This window comes from Streptomyces sp. NPDC007863 (genome assembly GCF_040633895.1).
Taxonomy (GTDB): Bacteria; Actinomycetota; Actinomycetes; order Streptomycetales; family Streptomycetaceae; genus Streptomyces.
On the sequence record NZ_JBEYEI010000015.1, the window covers coordinates 178238 to 196853 of the forward strand.

Sequence of the window (18616 nt, forward strand, 5' to 3'; positions counted from 1 at the left end):
GGTCCCGTACCGTGTGCGGGGACGTACGCGTGATCAGGGGAGGCGAGACGGCATGGCCGTGAAGAACGGGGACCGGTTCTCCACCGCGACCCGGATCAGGCTGCTCGGCGAGCAGACCGCGGCCCGTGTCTACCGCTCCCAGACCCGCCGCCAGGCCCGGCGCTCCCGGCTCACCGGCCGCGCCGCCTTCCTCGCCCTCGTGGTCTGCTCCCTCGTCGTCGCCCTCGCCTACCCGATAAGGAGCTACGTCTCCCAGCAGGGCGAGATCGAAGAACAGGAACGCAGGGCCGCCGAGGCGGCACAGCGGGTCGAGGAGCTGCGGGACGAGAAGGCCCGCCTCCAGGACCCGGCCTACGTCCGCCGCCTCGCCCGCGAGCACCTCCACTACGTGCTCCCCGGCGAGACCGGCTTCACCGTGAACGACCCCGGGGCGGCCGACCGCCCCCGCGCCGACCAGGGCACGGCCGACCGGCCCTGGTACGACAACCTCTGGGACGGCGTCGACGACGCCGACCGCAACTGAACCGACCCAGGATCCGAGACATGGACACGCCCCCTCCGCAGACCGAACGCACCGAGCCCACCGAGGCGGACGTCGCCGCCTTCGAAGCCCAGCTCGGCCGCCCGCCGCGCGGACTGCGCGCCATCGCCCACCGCTGCCCCTGCGGCAACCCGGACGTCGTCGAGACCGCGCCCCGGCTGCCCGACGGCACCCCCTTCCCGACCACGTACTACCTCACCTGCCCCCGGGCGGCCTCGGCCATCGGCACCCTGGAGGCCAACGGGGTCATGAAGGAGATGCAGGCCCGGCTCGCCACCGACCCCGAGCTCGCCGCCGCCTACCGCGCCGCGCACGAGGACTACATCGCCCGCCGCGACGCCATCGAGGTCCTGGAGGGCTTCCCCAGCGCCGGCGGCATGCCCGACCGCGTGAAGTGCCTGCACGTGCTCGTCGGCCACTCCCTCGTGGCGGGCCCCGGCGTGAACCCCTTCGGCGACGAGGCCCTCGCGATGCTCCCCGAGTGGTGGGCCAAGGGGCCGTGCGTGAATCCGTGCGCGGACGACCGCTCGGACGACAAGGAGTCCGTCAAGTGACCCGGGTCGCCGGAATCGACTGCGGCACCAACTCCATCCGCCTCCTCGTCGCCGATGTTCACCCGGACACCGGCGCGCTCGTCGAGCTGGACCGGCGGATGACGATCGTCCGGCTCGGCCAGGGCGTCGACAAGACCGGCCGGCTCGCCCCCGAGGCCCTGGAGCGGACCTTCGCCGCCTGCCGCGCGTACGCGACGGTCATCAAGGAGCTGGGCGCCGAGCGGATCCGCTTCGTCGCCACCTCCGCCTCCCGCGACGCCGAGAACCGGCAGGACTTCGTCGACGGGGTCGTGGCGATCCTGGGCGTCGAGCCCGAGGTCATCTCCGGCGACCAGGAGGCGGCCTTCTCCTTCACCGGCGCCACCGGCTCGCTGCCCGGCGACGACCGCCGCCTGGTCGTGGACATCGGCGGCGGCTCCACCGAGTTCGTCGTCGGCACGCGGGAGGTCGAGGCCGCCCGCTCCGTCGACATCGGCTGCGTCCGGCTCACCGAGCGGCACGTCCGCCACGACCCGGTGACCGCCGAGGAGGCCGAGGCGATCCGCGCCGACGTCCGCGCCGCCCTCGACCTCGCCGCCGGGACCGTGCCGATCGCCTCGGCCGCCACCCTCGTCGGCCTGGCCGGCTCGGTCACCACCGTCGCCGCCCTGGCGCTCGGGCTGCCGGAGTACGACTCCGGGAAGATCCACCACTCCCGGATCTCCGCCGCCCGGGTCGCCGAGGTCACCGGCATGCTGCTCGCCTCCACCCACGCCGAGCGGGCCGCGCTCCCCGTCATCCACCCCGGCCGGGTGGACGTCATCGTGGCCGGCGCGCTCGTCCTCCAGGAGATCGTCGAGCGGGTCGGAGCCGCCGAGGTCGTGGTCAGCGAGCACGACATCCTCGATGGGATTGCCCTATCCGTGGCATAGCGGGCAGCTATCGAGGCTCCGGCGACAGCCTGTCGGAGAAGCTTCGTGAAGTTCTTCACAAGGAAAAGGGCCCTGATGGCACCTAGGGGAGGTCTTCGGACCCTCCGAGGGGGCCCTCAGGGCCCTTTCGCAGGTGCGGAGGCCACTTCGCTCGAAGTTTCCATCGTGTGAACGCACCCGCTGGTTCAGCGTTAACGGGCGCTCTCCAGGCCAGTTCAGTAGGGGTGAACAACGTTCACCAGTGCATTCCGGTTCCTTTGCACGACCATGACCTGGATCACGTGGGCGGCGGAGTGTAGCAGAGTGCCCTCGGAAGCTTGTGAAGGGGCGCACGAGGTGACCCCCCCGAGTGGGTGGATACTCGATGGCATGAGCACCACGGAGCGTCCCAGGATCCTCATCGTAGGCGGCGGGTACGTTGGCCTGTACGCCGCGCGGCGCATCCTCAAGAAGATGCGTTACGCCGAGGCGACCGTCACGGTCGTCGACCCCCGGTCGTACATGACCTATCAGCCCTTCCTCCCCGAAGCCGCCGCCGGCAGCATCTCGCCGCGCCACGTCGTCGTCCCGCTGCGACGCGTCGTGCGCGGAGCCGAGGTGCTCACCGGCCGGGTCACCACCATCGACCAGGACCGCAAGGTCGCCACGATCGCGCCGCTCGTCGGCGAGGCGTACGAGCTGCCGTTCGACTACCTGGTCATCTCGATGGGTGCCGTCTCCCGCACCTTCCCGATCCCCGGCCTCGCCGAGCAGGGCATCGGCATGAAGGGCATCGAGGAGGCCATCGGTCTGCGCAACCACGTCCTCGAGCAGCTGGACAAGGCCGACTCGACCACCGACGAGGAGGTCCGCCGCAAGGCCCTGACCTTCGTCTTCGTCGGTGGCGGCTTCGCCGGCGCCGAGACGATCGGCGAGGTCGAGGACATGGCCCGCGACGCCGCGAAGTACTACCAGAACGTGTCGCGCGAGGACATGCGCTTCGTCCTGGTCGACGCCGCGGACAAGATCCTCCCCGAGGTGGGCCCCAAGCTCGGCCAGTACGGCAAGGAGCACCTGGAGAGCCGCGGCATCGAGATCTACCTGGAGACCTCCATGGACTCCTGCGTGGACGGCCACGTCGTGCTCAAGAACGGCCTCGAAGTCGACTCCAACACCATCGTGTGGACCGCCGGCGTCAAGCCCAACCCGGCGCTCGCCCGCTTCGGTCTGCCGCTCGGCCCCCGCGGCCACGTGGACTGCAACGAGAAGCTCCAGGTCAACGGCATGGACTACGTCTGGGCCGCGGGCGACAACGCCCAGGTCCCGGACATGGCCGCGATCAAGGCCGGCGTCCCGGCCGAGCGCGCCTGGTGCCCGCCGAACGCCCAGCACGCCCTGCGCCAGGCCAAGATCCTCGGTGACAACGTCGTGTCCGGCATGCGCGGCTTCCCGCAGAAGGAGTACAGCCACGCCAACAAGGGCGCCGTGGCCGGACTCGGTCTGCACAAGGGCGTCGCCATGATCGTCATGGGCAAGTTCAAGATCAAGCTCAAGGGCCGTCTCGCCTGGTACATGCACCGTGGCTACCACGGCATGGCGATGCCGACCTTCAACCGCAAGATCCGCGTCTTCGCCGACTGGACCCTCGGCATGTTCCTCAAGCGCGAGGTCGTCTCGCTCGGCGCCATGGAGACGCCGCGCGAGGAGTTCTACGAGGCCGCCAAGCCCGCCCCGGCCCCGGCCGCGGCCGCCCCGGCCCCGGAGAAGGCCAAGGCGTAGCAGCACCCCCGGCAGTACCGAAGGGCCGTCCGTCATCCGTGGTGCGGGCGGCCCTTCGGCGTGTTTTGCACACTCCTTGCGTCGCGGCGGGATGGCAAACCCCTACCGACGGTGTTCCCTTGGTGACGAACCAATCTGGGGCAAGGACCACGGAGGTGTTTCACCATGGCCGACGCCGCGACGCGGCTCGCTACCCTCGCCGAGGATCTGCTGGGAAGTCCCCTCCCCGTGCGCCTGCGCGCCTGGGACGGCAGCGAGGCCGGGCCGGCGGGAGACGGACCCGTGCTCGTGATCCGGGACCGCAAGGCGCTGCGCCGCATGATCTGGAAGCCCGGCGAACTGGGCCTGGCCCGCGCCTGGGTGGCCGGGGAGCTCGACGTCGAGGGCGACCTGTACGAGGCGCTCGACCGGCTCTCCGGACTGATCTGGGAGCGCGGCGAGGAGACCCGCGGCCTGCTCTCCGTCGCACGCGATCCGCGGATGCGGGCCGCCGCCGGGGCGCTGCTGCGGCTCGCCGGGCCGCTGCCGCCGCCGAAGCCGCCGGCCGAGGAGGCGAAGGGCCGCGGCGGCGGCCGGCACAGCAGGCGCAGCGACCGGCAGGCGATCAGCCACCACTACGACGTCGGCAACGACTTCTACGCCCTGGTGCTCGGCCCGTCGATGGTCTACTCGTGTGCCTACTGGACGGACGGCGGGACCCTGGAGGAGGCCCAGCGGGCCAAGCTCGACCTCGTCGCCCGCAAGCTGGCCCTGAAGGAGGGCGACCGGCTCCTCGACGTCGGCTGCGGCTGGGGCTCCATGGCGATCCACGCGGCCCGCGAGTACGGCGCCCGGGTCGTCGGCATCACCCTCTCCCGCGAGCAGGCCGCCTTCGCCCGCAAGCGGATCGCCGAGGAGGGCCTCACCGACCGGATCGAGATCCGGGTCCAGGACTACCGGGACGTGCCCGACGGGCCCTTCGACGCGATCTCCTCCATCGGCATGGCCGAGCACGTCGGAGCGGAGCGGTACCGGGAGTACACCGACCTCCTGTACGGCCTCCTGAAGCCCGGCGGGCGGCTCCTGAACCACCAGATCTCGCGCCGCCCGGAGCCCGACGAGGAGGCGTACGAGGTGGACGCCTTCATCGACGCGTACGTCTTCCCCGACGGTGAACTCGCCCCGATGGGCCGCACCCTGACGACCCTGGAGGACGCCGGCTTCGAGGTCCGGGACGTGGAGGCGCTGCGCGAGCACTACGCGCTGACGCTGCGCCGCTGGGTGGCGAACCTGGAGGGGGAGTGGGACCGCGCGGTCCGGCTGACCTCCCCGGGCCGGGCGAGGATCTGGCGGCTGTACATGGCGGCCTCGGCGGTCTCCTTCGAGCGCAACCGGATCGGCGTGAACCAGTTCCTGGCGGTGAGGACGCCGGCGCCGGGGACGAGCGGGCTGCCGCTGCGGACGCGGGAGTGGACGGAGTAGAGGACGCCGGAAGGGCCGGTCCCCGTGCGGGGGACCGGCCCTTCTCGTACCTCGGTGCCTACTCGGCCTTGATGGCGCTGAGCATGTTCAGGCGGGCGGCGCTGCGGGCCGGCCAGAGGGAGGCGAGGACGCCGACCAGGGCGGCCAGGAGCAGGAAGATCCCGACCCGGTCCCAGGGCATGACCAGGCCGTAGCCCGGCATGCTCGCCTCGAAGGTCTTGCCGAGGGCCCAGGCGAGGAAGGTGCCGAGGCCGATGCCGACGATCGCGCCGAAGACCGAGATGACCACGGCCTCCAGGCGGACCATGCGCTTGACCCGGCGGCGGTCGAGACCGATCGCCCGGATCATGCCGATCTCCTGCTGCCGCTCGAAGACGGACATCGCGAGGGTGTTGACGACACCGAGGACGGCGATGATCAGGGCCATCGCGAGCAGGCCGTACATGATATTCAGCATCAGGTTGATCTGGCCGCCGAAGGTGTCGCGGATGTCCTTCTTGTCGAGGACGGAGATGGCGGGGTTGTCGCCCATGGCCTTGATCAGCGCCTGCTCGTTGGCGTCGCTGGGGCCGCCGTCGGTCGAGACGTAGATCTCGCGGATGTACTTCTGCGGGTCGTGCGCGTCGAGGATCTTCGCGTCCATGACGACGGGGGAGAGGAACTCGTTGCCCTCGTAGAGGGCGGTGACGGTCAGCGCGCCCTTCTTCTTGTCCAGGTACTCGACCGGGACGGAGGAGCCGACCTTCAGGCCCCGCTTGGCGGCGGTGTCCTGGGCGACGGCGATCTGGCCCTGGGCGAGGCCGGCCAGCGAGCCCTCCACGACCTTGAGGTTGAGGAGCTTGTCGATCTGGCCGGGGGTGACGCCGGAGGCGGAGGTGAACGTGCCCTTGATCTCCAGGGCGCCGGCCTGCTGCGGGGAGACCGCGGTGACGCCGGCGGTCTTCTCCAGGGCGGTGAGGGCCTCCTGGGACAGGCCGTCGCCGCTGGCCATCATGACCATGTAGTCGGCCTTGACCCCGTCGACGGTCATCTTGTCGATGGCCTGGCCGGCGCTGACGCCGATCACGGTGAGGCCGGTGACCAGGGTGAGGCCGATGGCGAGGGCGGAGGCGGTGGCGCCGGTGCGGCGCGGGTTGCGGACCGCGTTGAGGCCGGCGAGCTTGCCGGAGATCCCGAAGGCCTTCACGAAGAAGGGGCGGATCAGGGCGATCACGGGCCGGGACAGGAAGGGGATCAGGATGATGATGCCGATGAGGGTGGCGAAGGCGCCGCCCGCGATGGTCATCCGGCCCTCGTCGCCGCCCGTGTTCGCGCCGAGCACGATCAGGACCGCGCCGATCGCGGTGATCGCGGCGCCGATCGAGTTCCGCACGACGAGCGACTTGGCGTTCGGGGTGGCGTGGACGCTGTTCATGGCGGCGACCGGCGGGATCTTCGCGGCGCGGCGGCCGGGCAGCCAGGCGGCCAGCATGGTGATGACGACACCGACGCCGAAGGCGGCGAGGACCGGGGTGGCGCCGAGGACCAGGTCGCCGTCCGGGACCTTCATGTCGAAGGCGGCCATGCCGGAGCGCAGGCCCACGGCGAGCCCGACGCCGAGGAGGTAGCCGACGGCGGAGGCGACCAGGCCGACGATGCCGGCCTCGGCCAGGACGGAGCGGGTGATCTGCTTGCGCGAGGCACCCACCGCGCGCATCAGGGCCAGTTCCTTGGTGCGCTGGGCGACCAGCATCGTGAAGGTGTTGGAGATCAGGAAGACGCCGACGAAGAGCGCGATGCCGGCGAAGCCGAGCAGGATCTGGTTGAGCATGCCGAGACCGGACTCGATCTCGCGGGCCTGCTCGTCGGCGAGGGCCTGGCCGGTCTGCGCGGTGGCGGCCTTCGGGACGACCTTCAGGACCTCGTCGCGGAGCTTCTCGTCGTCGGTGCCGGGGGCGGCCGAGACGTTCAGGTCGGAGTAGTAGCCGGGCTTCAGGTAGAGCTTCTGGGCGACCGGGGCGTCGAAGACGACGAGGCTGCCGCCGGCGTTGACGGCGCCGTCCTCCGTGGTGAAGACACCGGAGAGGGTGTACTCCTTCACCGGCCCGTTGGTGGCGACGCGGACCGGCTCGCCGACCTGGTAGCCGCCCTTGTCGGCGGTCTCCTTGTCGAGGGCGATCTGGCCCGGCCCGGCGGGGCCGTTCCCGGACGTGAAGGCGAGGGCCGGGTCCTTGCCGTCGGGGCCGGGGGCGAAGTTGGTGCCCTTGTTGGACCAGCCGGAGCCGATCAGCTTGCCCTTGGCGTCCGGCACGCCGGCGAAGCCGTCGACGCGGGGCTGGACGCCGGTGACGCCGTCGAGCTTCGCGACCTTGTCGACGGTCGCCTGGGAGAGGCCCGGGTTCTTGGCGGCCTCCTCCGGGTCCGGCCGCATGGCGACGGCGACGGCCACGTCGTCGTAGCTCTTCGCGGACTGGCCCCGGAAGGCCTGGGAGAGGGTGTCGGTGAAGACGAGGGTGCCGGAGACGAAGGCGACGCCGAGCATCACGGCGAGCACGGTCATCAGCAGCCGCGCCTTGTGCGCGAGGACGTTGCGCAGGGCGGTACGGAACATGGGTGAGGTCCTGGAGGAAGGCGGGACGGAAGTCAGGTGCGGGGCCGGCGCGTCCGCGTCAGCTCGTACGGCCCTTGGCGTCGAAGGCCTTCATGCGGTCGAGCACGCCGTCGGCGGAGGGGCGCAGCATCTCGTCGACGATCCGGCCGTCCGCCAGGAAGATCACGCGGTCGGCGTAGGAGGCGGCGACGGGGTCGTGGGTGACCATGACGACGGTCTGGCCGAGCTCGCGCACCGAGTTCCGGAGGAAGCCGAGGACCTCGGCGCCGGAGCGGGAGTCCAGGTTTCCGGTGGGCTCGTCACCGAAGATGATCTCCGGCTGGGAGGCGAGGGCGCGGGCGACGGCGACGCGCTGCTGCTGGCCGCCGGAGAGCTCGGTCGGGCGGTGCTTGAGGCGGCCGGAGAGGCCGAGCATGTCGATGACCTTCTGGACCCACGCCTGGTCCGCCTTGCGGCCGGCGATGTCCATGGGGAGCGTGATGTTCTCCATGGCGGTGAGGGTCGGCAGGAGGTTGAACGCCTGGAAGATGAAGCCGATCTTGTCCCGGCGGAGCTGGGTGAGCTGCTTGTCCTTGAGGGTGGACAGCTCGGTCTCGCCGATCCGGACCGAACCGGAGGAGAAGGAGTCGAGGCCGGCGACGCAGTGCATGAGCGTCGACTTGCCGGAGCCGGAGGGGCCCATGATCGCGGTGAACTCGCCCTGGCGGAAGTCCACGCTGACCCGGTCGAGCGCGATCACCTGGGTCTCGCCCTGGCCGTAGACCTTCGTGAGTTCCGTGGCGCGGGCGGCCACGGCGGTGGCGCGGGGCACGGTGGGAGTGGTGGTCACGTGGGGACTCCTGTCACGACGGTCGATCGGATGAGCGGAAACCCGGTGTTCCGGGAACCACTCCATCGTTTCGAACGTTCGTGTCGCGGTCGTCCGCCCACGTGCCCGTTCCCAGGGCCCTCTCGGGTCGGACCGGGCCCCTCCCGCCTCCTCCTCTGGTATGACGGCGACCCCGACGAGGGGGCCGCGGCGGAGGTGACACACCTGCGGCGAGATCTGGTCATTCCGGGGGTGGCCGCTTTGCGCCCGCGACCTCGGTCACAGTTCGCGAAAACCCTGCTCACCTGCGCTGACGCACCCTCAGACGTCAATAAAATAAGACAACATCGCGCCCTCGTTACCGCTGAACGGGGGAAGGGCCCCGATAGGCTCCTGTGCTAACGCGGAGCATTCGCGACAACGCCCGGATGGTGGAATAGCAGACACGGCGAGCTTAAACCTCGCTGGCCTTCGGGCCGTACCGGTTCAAGTCCGGTTCCGGGCACCACCCGGGCCCCAGGAGACCCTGCGGCCCGGCGCACGGCCCCTCTCCCCGCCCTTCTCCCTCCCTCCCAAAAGATCCTCCCCGAGCACTAGAGAGTTTCTTTTGCCTACGCATTACTCTTGACGCAAGGCCGCGCAGTGCGGCCGTCCATGGAGGAGTGAGATGAGGAGCAGCAACCCGGTCTTCTCGCGACGGGGGTTCAGCCGCGACAACGGCTACGCGGGCTTCAACGCGCAGCAGCCGCAGGCCGGGGGCCCCGCCGTCGGAACGAACCCGTACGCGACCGGCAACCCGTACGCCGAGGGCGCGGCCAACCCGTACGCCACCAACCCCTACGCGCCGCAGGACGTCCAGACGGGCGCCCCGCAGCAGGCGCGCGGCAATGTGATGACGATCGACGACGTCGTGAGCCGTACGGCCATGACGCTCGGCACGGTCGTGCTCACCGCCGTCCTGTCCTGGCTGCTGCTGCCGGTCGACCCCGCGAACCTCGGCAAGTCCTACGGCATCGCCATCGGCGCCGCCCTGGTCGCGCTCGTCCTGTCGCTCGTGCAGTCCTTCAAGCGCAAGCCGTCGCCGGCGCTGATCCTGAGCTACGCGGCCTTCGAGGGCGTCTTCCTCGGCGTGATCTCGGCCGCCGTCTCGACGTACATCGCCGACGGCGTGGTCATCCAGGCCGTGCTCGGCACGATGGCGGTCTTCGCCGGTGTGCTCATCGCGTACAAGATGGGCTGGATCCGGGTCAACCGCCGCTTCACCGGCTTCGTGATGGCCGCGGCCATGGGCTTCATGCTGCTCATGGTGGTCAACCTGCTGTTCGCGGTCTTCGCGGGCGGCGACGGCCTCGGCTTCCGCAGCGGTGGCCTCGGCATCCTCTTCGGTGTCATCGGCATCATCCTGGGCGCCTGCTTCCTCGCCCTCGACTTCAAGCAGGTCGAGGACGGCATCACCTACGGTGCCCCGCGCGAGGAGGCCTGGCTGGCCGCCTTCGGTCTCACCATGACCCTGGTGTGGATCTACCTGGAGATGCTGCGTCTGCTGTCGATCCTCCAGGGCGACGACTGACGCACCCCGTGACTCGGGGGAAGGGCCCGTCCGGCACCCGCCGGGCGGGCCCTTCCGCGTGCCCGGAGGGCGGTAGGGTCGGCCGGGTGCTGGATACGAGTGAACTGACCGCCGCCGTGGAACGCTTCGCCGACCGGCTGCGGGCGGCCCCCCAGAGCCGCCTCCAGCGGGGCGCGGCGGCGGAGGGGCTGGCCCTGGCGCGGGAGCTCGCGGTACGGGCGCAGGCGGTGGAGACGCCGGGCCCGGAGCCGCGGATCATTCCCGACGCGGGGGTCTTCGTGGTCGCCGACCAGCTGGCCGTGGCCGGCACGGACCTCGCCGAGGCACTGCGAACGGCCCCGTCCCCCTCCCGTGAGCGGGAGCTGGGCGAGGCCGTGAGTCTGGTACGGGAGGCGCTGGAGCGGTCGGGGCTGTAGGGGGGCCGGGTGGCGCCCCCTGGGGCCTCACGCCGCGAGGAGCGCGGGGAATCAGAGGGACGCGATGACGCGGTCGGCGAGGATGTAGACGTTCTCGTCGTCGGTGTCGCCGTAGGAGAAGGTCAGGGCGAAGGCGCCGGAGACGCCGGAGCCGCCGAGGAGGACCGGGGTGCGCCCGGCGCGGAGGGCTTCGGCGAGGCGCTCGGCGGTCTCGCGGTGGCCGGGGGTCATGCAGAGCGTGGTGCCGTCGGCGAAGACGTACACGTCCAGCGTGCCGAGCGGGCCGGGGCGGACGTCCGTGAGGGCCGTGGCCGTGTCGGCCAGCTCCTCCAGGCGCGCCACCGTGCGCTCGTGGTCCGTGACGACCGGGGTCTGCACCGGCACGAAGTCCGGGTGCGAGGGGTGCCGGCGGCGGGCGGCGGCCAGCTCCGCGGAGTCCTCGGGGTACTCGGGGAAGTCGTCCACCGGGTCGACGATGCCGTCGAGCGCCGCCGCCTCGGCCTCCATGGCCTCCAGGGCCATCGCCTCCAGGCCCACGAAGTCGGTCTGGCGCGGCACGAAGAGCCCGGTGGACTCCTCGCCGCCCAGGCCGCCGAGGAGGGCGGAGGGCGCGTCGGCCGCGTCCCGGGCCTCCTGCGCCGCCCAGAAGGCCCGCGCCTCGGCGAGCTCGCGCTCGCGCTCCTCGGCCAGCGCCTCGGTGACCGCGGCCCGTATCTCGGCGGCGGGCGAGGTGCGTGCCGCGGGGACCGTCACGCCGCGGTCGGCGGCGAGCTCGGTGCGCAGGGCGGTGACCTCCTTGCGGAGACCCCGCACGTGGTGCAGGGCAGCAGCGCCCACGGCCGTGGCAGCGGCCGTGGTCAGCAGCAGGGCAAGAGACATGGCGCTCACTGACGTACTCCCGGTTCGAGTCGATCCCCCGACTTCCTACATCAGCTTGTCGCGCCCCGGGACCCCCTGTCAGTGCATTACGTCACGAAACGGACAGGTATTTTGGCCGGGTGTTTAGTCCCGTAGCAGCTCTGACCTGGGAAAACGAACTCCCCCGGGATGTATGTCACATCCTGGGGGAGATTCGGTCACGGCTTGGACGCGGGGTGGTTGACGCGTTCGGCGAGTGGAGAGCGCGGCCCCCGCGGCCGTACTAGCTGAGGCGCTCGATGACCATCGCCATGCCCTGGCCGCCGCCGACGCACATGGTCTCCAGGCCGAACTGCTTGTCGTGGAACTGGAGGCTGTTGATCAGGGTGCCGGTGATGCGGGCGCCCGTCATGCCGAAGGGGTGGCCGACGGCGATGGCGCCGCCGTTGACGTTCACCTTGTCCAGGTCCAGGCCGAGGTCCTGGTAGGAGGGGATGACCTGGGCGGCGAAGGCCTCGTTGATCTCGGCGAGGTCGATGTCGCCGACGGTGAGGCCGGCGCGCTTGATGGCCTGCTTCGACGCCTCGACCGGGCCGAGGCCCATGATCTCGGGGGAGAGGCCGGAGACGCCGGTGGAGACGATCCGGGCCAGCGGGGTCAGGCCCAGCTCGCGGGCCTTGGTGTCCGACATGATGACGAGCGCTGCGGCGCCGTCGTTCAGCGGGCAGCAGTTGCCGGCGGTGACCAGGCCGTCGGGGCGGAAGACCGGCTTGAGGCCCTGCACGCCCTCCAGGGTGACGCCGGCGCGCGGGCCGTCGTCCGTGGAGACGACCGTGCCGTCCGGGGTCGTCACGGGGGTGATCTCGCGCTCCCAGAAGCCGTTCTTGATGGCCTGCTCGGCGAGGTTCTGCGAGCGGACGCCGAACTCGTCCATCTCCTGGCGGCTGATGCCCTTCCAGCGGGCGAGGTTCTCCGCGGTCTGGCCCATGGCGATGTACGCGTCGGGGACGAGGCCGTCCTCGCGCGGGTCGTGCCAGGCGGAGCCCTCGGAGGCGGCGACGGCCGCGGTGCGGGCCTCGGCCTCGGCGAAGAGCGGGTTGTGGGTGTCGGGCCACGAGTCCGAGTTGCCGCGCACGAAGCTGGACACCATCTCGACGCCCGCCGAGATGAAGACGTCGCCCTCGCCCGCCTTGATCGCGTGCAGCGCCATCCGGGAGGTCTGCAGCGAGGAGGAGCAGTAGCGGGTGACCGTGCAGCCCGGCAGGTGGTCCATGCCCATCTGGACGGCGACGATCCGGCCCAGGTTGTTGCCCTGCTCGCCGCCCGGGAGGCCGCAGCCCAGCATCAGGTCGTCGATGTCGCGCGGGTCCAGCTCGGGGACCTTGGCGAGCGCGGCCTGGATGATCGTGGCCGTGAGGTCGTCGGGGCGCAGGTCCTTCAGGGAGCCCTTGAAGGCCCGGCCGATGGGGGAACGGGCGGTCGAGACGATCACGGCTTCGGGCATCACGGCTCCAGAGGGCTGGTGGGCGGTCGGACTCAAAGGGAAGTTACCTGCACGTACCGCACGGGGTCATCGGGATCGACGTGTGATGAGGGCCTCTTTTCTAAGCGCTTGCTCAGGCGTGGGGGGAGTCGTGCGGCAGCGGCTCGACGGCCGGTTCCCGGCGTGCCTCCCGTACGTCCCCGGGGGCCGCGCCCTCCGCCTCCGCGCCCTGCGCCTCCGCGGCCTCCGCGGCCTCCGTGAGCCGCCGCCGCCGGCGGTGCTTCAGGAGGGCCCACGGGGCCCGGGCGCCGGTCACCTCGGTGCCCGCCTGCTTGGCCGCCTCGGCCGCCGCCTTCGCCACCGGCAGGATGTCCTCGCGGCGGCCCGGCTCCAGCCGGTCGGGCTCCGGCCACACGCCGAGCGCGGCGCACAGGGTCGGCAGCACGGCCATCGCCGCCGTCGCGTACCCCTCCGCCGACGGGTGGAAGAGGTCCACCCCGAACATCTCCCGGGGGTTCGCCGCGAACTCGGGGCCCAGCAGGTCGCCCAGCGACACCGTCCGCCCGCCCTGCTCCACCACCACGATCGTCTGCGCCGCCGCCAGCTGCCGCGAGGCCCGCCGGGCCAGCCAGCGCAGCGGCTGGTACACCGGCTCGATCGTGCCCAGGTCCGGGCAGGTGCCGACCACCACCTCCGCCCCGGCCGTCCGCAGCCGCCGCACCGCCGCCGCCAGGAGCCGTACCGACTCCGTCGCCGGCGTCCGGTGCGTCACGTCGTTCGCCCCGATCATGATCACGCAGACGTCCGGCGGGCCCAGCGGCTGCGCGAGCAGCAGCGACACCTGCCGCTCCAGATCGTCCGAGCGGGCCCCCGACAGCGCCACGTTCTTCAGCACCACCGGACGCTCCGCGACCGCCGCGAGCCCCGAGGCGAGCAGCGCGCCCGGCGTCTGACCCGCCCGGCGCACGCCCTGCCCGGCGGCCGTGGAATCACCCAGAAGGGCCAGCCGGAGCGGGTCCTCCGTGCCGAAGGCCCTGCCGTAGAGACCGTCCACCGCCGGCGGCAGGGGAGCGGTCCCCGTGCCCACCGTCCGCTTCGCGAGCTGCGCCTCCGCCAGCAGGATCCCGACCGCGGCCACGCCGATCAGGCCGATGCTCCCGCCGCCGTACGCCGCTCCCGCCGCGATCCGGCGCGCCACCCTCGCCCTGGACATCGCGGGCGTCACCTCCTCCGAGCCGTACCGGTCCCACAGCTCCTCCGGGTCCGTTCAGGGTCTACCTGCCCCGAAAGGCGTCCCGACTACGCATACGCTGGCCACACCATTACGGAGACCCCGGAGAACACGGTGCAATTCCACGACTCGATGATCAGCCTCGTCGGCAACACCCCGCTGGTGAAGCTCAACAACGTGACGGCAGGCATCCAGGCCACCGTCCTCGCCAAGGTCGAGTACTTCAACCCGGGCGGGTCGGTCAAGGACCGCATCGCGCTGCGGATGATCGAGGCGGCCGAGCAGAGCGGCGAGCTGAAGCCCGGCGGCACCATCGTCGAGCCCACGTCGGGCAACACCGGTGTCGGCCTGGCGATCGTGGCCCAGCAGAAGGGCTACAAGTGCATCTTCGTCTGCCCGGACAAGGTGTCCCTCGACAAGATCAACGTGCTGCGGGCCTACGGCGCCGAGGTCGTCGTCTGCCCCACGGCCGTCGACCCGGAGCACCCGGACTCGTACTACAACGTCTCCGACCGCCTGGTCCGTGAGACGCCCGGCGCCTGGAAGCCCGACCAGTACTCGAACCCGAACAACCCGCGCTCCCACTACGAGACCACCGGTCCCGAGCTGTGGGAGCAGACGGAGGGGAAGATCACCCACTTCGTCGCGGGCGTCGGCACCGGCGGCACCATCTCCGGCACCGGCAACTACCTGAAGGAGGCCAGCGGCGGCAAGGTCAAGGTGATCGGCGCCGACCCCGAGGGCTCCGTCTACTCGGGCGGCTCCGGCCGTCCGTACCTGGTCGAGGGCGTCGGCGAGGACTTCTGGCCCACCGCCTACGACCGGAACGTCACCGACCGGATCGTCGCCGTGTCCGACAAGGACTCCTTCCAGATGACCCGCCGCCTCGCCAAGGAGGAGGGCCTCCTGGTCGGCGGCTCCTGCGGCATGGCCGTGGTCGCCGCCCTGGAGGTCGCCAAGGAGCTCGGCCCCGACGACGTCGTCGTCGTGCTGCTGCCGGACTCCGGCCGCGGCTACATGTCGAAGATCTTCAACGACGAGTGGATGGCCGACTACGGCTTCCTGGAGGACACCTCCACCGCCACCGTCGCCGACGTCCTGCGCCACAAGTCGGGCGGGCTGCCGTCCCTCGTCCACATGCACCCGGACGAGACCGTCGGCCAGGCCGTCGAGGTGCTGCGCGAGTACGGCGTCTCCCAGATGCCGATCGTGAAGCCGGGCGCCGGCCACCCCGACGTCATGGCCGCCGAGGTGATCGGCTCGGTCGTGGAGCGCGAGCTCCTGGACCACCTCTTCACCCGGAAGGCGCAGCTGGAGGACCCGCTGGAGGACCACATGTCGGCGCCGCTGCCGCAGGTCGGCTCCGGCGAGCCGGTCGCCGACCTGATGTCGGTCCTCGGCGAGGCCGACGCCGCCGTCGTCCTGGTCGAGGGCAAGCCGACCGGTGTCGTCAGCCGTCAGGACCTGCTGGCCTTCCTGGCCGGCGGCGGCAAGTAGCCGCCCGGAGGGGGCCGCGCGGGTGTTCGCTCGGGCGTTCGCGCAAACGGTACGAGTGCGACACGTCCACGCAGCACCCGCTTAACACGCCTCCGGCAGAGTGTTCTGTGTCGGCGTCACGGAAACCTCCGGAGCGGCTCCCGGACCTCTGACGACGCCGCGGACGCGGAGACCGGCCCTGACCCGGGCCCGTGTCCCCCGCGGGGACCGCCGTCGTCCCGCCCCCCAGCGATGGGGGTGCGGCGGTCCCCGCGTCAGCTTTCCCGGCGGCGCTCAGAGCCGGGTGATCGGGCGCATCGCCAGGCCCTCGGTGCCGGCCCAGCCGTTGAGCCGCGCCGCGTCGTCGACGGAGACCGTGCCGAGGCCCTCGGGCAGGTCGAAGACGAGCGTGCCGCTCAGCTCGGTGCCCTCGCCGGCGACCAGGGTGGCGGTGAACCGGTCGGACTGGTCGTACTCCGCCTCGCCGCCCTCGTCGTTGCCGAAGACGTACAGGCCCGCGTAGGCCTTGCCGCCGCCCTCGACGACCACGGGCTCGTCGTCCGGCTCGCCGAGCGTCTCGACGATCGGGGCGGAGTTGCCGGCCGTGAGCCGGACGATCGGCGCCTCGTTGAGCACGCACGGCGTCTTGCTCCGGTTGGTGACGGTCAGCAGGAAGTGCCGGGGGGTCTCCCCGGGCTCGTCCTGGAGCTCCACGTGCGTGCCGAGGCCGGCGGCCTCGCAGTCGGCGTACTCCGTGCCGTTGCCGCCGCCGGTCTCGCCGCTGTCGCCGTTCCCCGTGGCCGTCGCCGTGGCCGAGGGTTCGGCGGAGCCGGTACCGGAGTCGTTCGTCGGCGCGGTGGTGCTCGGTGCGGTGGTTCCCGGTGCGGTGGTGGTCGGCGAGGCGGCGGCCGGGGCGTCGTCGCCCTGGCAGGCGGTGGTGGTCAGCAGGGCCGCGGCCACGGCCGCGCCGAGGACGGCGCCGCGCAGCCCCCGGCGTCCCGAACGGGCTCTGGACGTCGTGGAGTTCATGTCTTTTCTCTTTTCCCCCGGTGGCCGGCCACGGGCCGGCCCGTCTGTGAACGACGTCGCTATTCTTTCCGCGCGGGGGCGCGCTTCCACGGGCCTCCCGCCTTTGTTACAGCCCCCGGACGTCCCGGACGCCATCGCGTGACCCTCTGCATATCCTTATGCAGGTATGGCCAGGGATGAATGGACGGGATGGAGGGGGACGGAATGAGCGACAGCCCGGCCGGGCGGCTCCAGGCGCTCTTCGAGGGGCACCGGCTCACGCCCACGCAGCGGCGGATCGCCCACTGCATGGTGCGGCGGGCCGCCGACGCGCCCTTCCTCTCCAGCGTCGAGCTCGCCGAGCTCGCCGGCGTCAGCCAGCCCTCCGTCACCCGCTTCGCGGTCGCCCTCGGCTTCGACGGCTACCCGGCGCTCCGCCGCCATCTGCGGGAGGTCGCGCCGCCCGGGCCCGCCGCCGCCCCCGCCGGGACGGCGGAGGACGGCGGGCACAACGAGTACCAGCAGGCCGTCCTCGCCGAGATCGAGAACCTCCGGCACCTCGCCGGACTGCTCGCCGACCCGGCGCCCGTGGAGCGCGCCGGCCGGCTGCTGGCCGGCTCCCGCCCGCTGCTCGTCCTGGGCCTGCGCGCCGCCTCCTCGCAGGCCCGCGGCTTCGCGTACTTCGCCGCCAAGGTGCACCCGGACGTCCGGCTGCTCGACGAGGGCGGCTCGATGCTCACCGACCGGATCGACGCGGCGGTACGGGCCGGGGCCGGCGCGCTGCTCTGCTTCGCGCTGCCCCGGCACCCCCGCGAGGTCGTCGAGGCGCTGGAGTACGCGCGGGCGGCCGGGCTCACGGTGGTGACCGTGGCCGAGTCGGCCTTCGCACCCGTCGCCGCCCACTCCGACCTGCTCATCCCGGCCGCCGTCGGCACCGGGCTCGCCTTCGACACCGCCTGTGCGCCGATGCTCCTCGGCCGGGTCCTCCTGGAGGCCATGGCGGACGAGCTGCCGGACGCGCAGGCGCGCCTGGAGGAGTTCGACGCGAAGGCCGCGGAGCGCGGACTCTTCGTCGAGTAGCGGGGGCCGGCGCCGGTCAGACCTCCAGGTCCGCCTCGACCTTCTTCAGCTGGTGGCGGGCCATCGCCAGGTTGGCGCGGTCCTTCGACAGGGCCAGGTAGAGGAAGAGGCCCTGGGAGGTGCGGCTCTTGAGGAGCCGGATGAGGTGGTACTGGGTGCCGAGGGTGATCAGGATGTCCTCGATCTCCTCGTTGAGGCCCAGCATCTCCATCGCCCGGACCTTGGCCCGGACCACGTCGGTGTTGCCGGCGGCGGCGACGGTGAGGTCGAGCTCCTTGCCGCCGCCGATGGTGCCGAGTGCCATGCCGCTGGTGTAGTCGACGAGGGCCGCGCCGATCGCGCCGTCGATCGACGCGGCTTCCTTGAGGGCGGTTTCGACGTTGGTCATGGTGCGACTTCCTTCTGTCTCCCGTACGGATCATGTCTTCCGTGCGGATCGGATGGGGTGCGGTGGGGTCAGTGCGCGTCCCTGCGGTCCAGCGCGCCGTCGACGAGTTCGCCGATGCGGACGCTGGAGCGGCGGGCCTCCAGGTGGAGCCGGCCCACGTTGATGCGGGGTTCGGCGAGCAGGGTGAGGACGGCGGCGCCGCCGGCCGCGTACGTGGCGACGTAACCGTCCTCGCCCCGGACGAGCAGTTCGCGGAAGCCGCCCTGGCCGGTGGACTCGGTGAGCCGCCGGCCGACGCCGAGCGCGGCGGCGGTCAGCGCGGCCACGCTCTCCGCGGCGCCGTCCACGGTGTCGTGGGCGAGCACGAGGCCGTCGATGCTGGCGGCGAGCGCTCCGGTGAGCTGGGGCAGCCGGGCGCGCAGGCGTCTGAGCTCGCCGAGCACCTCGGCTTCGGCTGTCATCAACTGTCTCCTCTCGGCGCGC

The 18616-nt window shown here is 71.8% G+C and carries 17 protein-coding genes and 1 tRNA gene; 10 read left to right on the forward strand and 8 right to left on the reverse strand.

Translation table 11 applies throughout. From position 1 onward, the window contains the following. Positions 1–52: 52 nt before the first annotated feature. The 5 genes from ABZ621_RS23875 (at position 53) to ABZ621_RS23895 (ending at position 5225) form a co-directional block, all read left to right on the forward strand. Positions 53–523 carry a septum formation initiator family protein gene (locus ABZ621_RS23875; protein WP_360607730.1) on the forward strand — a complete coding sequence of 157 codons (471 nt, stop codon included), beginning with the start codon at positions 53–55 and terminating at the stop codon, positions 521–523. 20 nt (positions 524–543) lie between these two features. After that, entirely contained in the window at positions 544–1095 is a 552-nt protein-coding gene (locus ABZ621_RS23880) for a DUF501 domain-containing protein (protein WP_360607732.1), read from the forward strand. Continuing rightward, the gene (locus ABZ621_RS23885) at positions 1092–2006 is read left to right on the forward strand and encodes a Ppx/GppA phosphatase family protein (protein WP_360607734.1); all 915 of its coding nucleotides are present in this window, start codon (positions 1092–1094) and stop codon (positions 2004–2006) included. The genes ABZ621_RS23880 and ABZ621_RS23885 overlap by 4 nt, the downstream gene beginning before the upstream one ends. Positions 2007–2375: 369 nt before the next feature. Then, positions 2376–3764, forward strand: a complete 1389-nt coding sequence (locus tag ABZ621_RS23890) for an NAD(P)/FAD-dependent oxidoreductase (protein ID WP_360607736.1) — start codon at positions 2376–2378, stop codon at positions 3762–3764. Positions 3765–3929: 165 nt separating this feature from the next. After that, the gene (locus ABZ621_RS23895) at positions 3930–5225 is read left to right on the forward strand and encodes a cyclopropane-fatty-acyl-phospholipid synthase family protein (RefSeq protein WP_360607738.1); all 1296 of its coding nucleotides are present in this window, start codon (positions 3930–3932) and stop codon (positions 5223–5225) included. Between the two features lie 58 nt (positions 5226–5283). Here the strand turns inward: ABZ621_RS23895 and ABZ621_RS23900 are convergent, their stop codons facing one another. Beyond that, complete coding sequence (locus tag ABZ621_RS23900; RefSeq protein WP_360607740.1) at positions 5284–7815, reverse strand: FtsX-like permease family protein; 2532 nt, start codon at positions 7813–7815, stop codon at positions 5284–5286. Positions 7816–7873: 58 nt separating this feature from the next. Beyond that, entirely contained in the window at positions 7874–8644 is a 771-nt protein-coding gene (locus tag ABZ621_RS23905; protein ID WP_360607742.1) for an ABC transporter ATP-binding protein, read from the reverse strand. A gap of 401 nt (positions 8645–9045) precedes the next feature. Here ABZ621_RS23905 and ABZ621_RS23910 point away from each other — a divergent pair. The 3 genes from ABZ621_RS23910 (at position 9046) to ABZ621_RS23920 (ending at position 10609) form a co-directional block, all read left to right on the forward strand. Next, positions 9046–9131, forward strand: a tRNA-Leu gene (locus ABZ621_RS23910). Positions 9132–9290: 159 nt separating this feature from the next. Then, complete coding sequence (locus ABZ621_RS23915) at positions 9291–10193, forward strand: Bax inhibitor-1/YccA family protein (RefSeq protein WP_360607744.1); 903 nt, start codon at positions 9291–9293, stop codon at positions 10191–10193. A gap of 86 nt (positions 10194–10279) precedes the next feature. Beyond that, positions 10280–10609 carry a hypothetical protein gene (locus tag ABZ621_RS23920; protein ID WP_360607746.1) on the forward strand — a complete coding sequence of 110 codons (330 nt, stop codon included), beginning with the start codon at positions 10280–10282 and terminating at the stop codon, positions 10607–10609. 51 nt (positions 10610–10660) lie between these two features. On the opposite strand, the gene ABZ621_RS23925 is transcribed toward ABZ621_RS23920, so the two are convergent. The 3 genes from ABZ621_RS23925 to ABZ621_RS23935 form a co-directional block, all read right to left on the reverse strand. Continuing rightward, on the reverse strand, positions 10661–11497 hold the full coding sequence (locus tag ABZ621_RS23925; RefSeq protein WP_360607748.1) for a hypothetical protein: 837 nt from the start codon (positions 11495–11497) through the stop codon (positions 10661–10663). 253 nt (positions 11498–11750) lie between these two features. Then, a complete protein-coding gene (locus ABZ621_RS23930; protein ID WP_360607750.1) occupies positions 11751–12971 on the reverse strand; it encodes an acetyl-CoA C-acetyltransferase in 1221 nt (406 codons plus the stop codon). A 112-nt stretch (positions 12972–13083) separates the two neighbouring features. Then, complete coding sequence (locus tag ABZ621_RS23935) at positions 13084–14163, reverse strand: SGNH/GDSL hydrolase family protein (RefSeq protein WP_360607752.1); 1080 nt, start codon at positions 14161–14163, stop codon at positions 13084–13086. Between the two features lie 132 nt (positions 14164–14295). Between ABZ621_RS23935 and ABZ621_RS23940 the strand changes: the two genes are divergently transcribed. Next, positions 14296–15678: a cystathionine beta-synthase gene (locus tag ABZ621_RS23940; protein WP_360607753.1), complete on the forward strand. Its 1383-nt coding sequence runs from the start codon at positions 14296–14298 to the stop codon at positions 15676–15678. Between the two features lie 273 nt (positions 15679–15951). On the opposite strand, the gene ABZ621_RS23945 is transcribed toward ABZ621_RS23940, so the two are convergent. Next, on the reverse strand, positions 15952–16686 hold the full coding sequence (locus tag ABZ621_RS23945; protein WP_360607755.1) for a DUF4232 domain-containing protein: 735 nt from the start codon (positions 16684–16686) through the stop codon (positions 15952–15954). Positions 16687–16890: 204 nt separating this feature from the next. Here ABZ621_RS23945 and ABZ621_RS23950 point away from each other — a divergent pair, with 204 nt between their 5' ends. Continuing rightward, positions 16891–17745 carry a MurR/RpiR family transcriptional regulator gene (locus tag ABZ621_RS23950; protein WP_360607757.1) on the forward strand — a complete coding sequence of 285 codons (855 nt, stop codon included), beginning with the start codon at positions 16891–16893 and terminating at the stop codon, positions 17743–17745. Between the two features lie 16 nt (positions 17746–17761). Here ABZ621_RS23950 and ABZ621_RS23955 read toward each other — a convergent pair whose 3' ends face one another. Next, a complete protein-coding gene (locus ABZ621_RS23955; RefSeq protein WP_360607759.1) occupies positions 17762–18133 on the reverse strand; it encodes a hypothetical protein in 372 nt (123 codons plus the stop codon). Positions 18134–18201: 68 nt separating this feature from the next. Then, a complete protein-coding gene (locus ABZ621_RS23960) occupies positions 18202–18594 on the reverse strand; it encodes a roadblock/LC7 domain-containing protein (protein WP_360607761.1) in 393 nt (130 codons plus the stop codon). Positions 18595–18616: the final 22 nt, after the last annotated feature.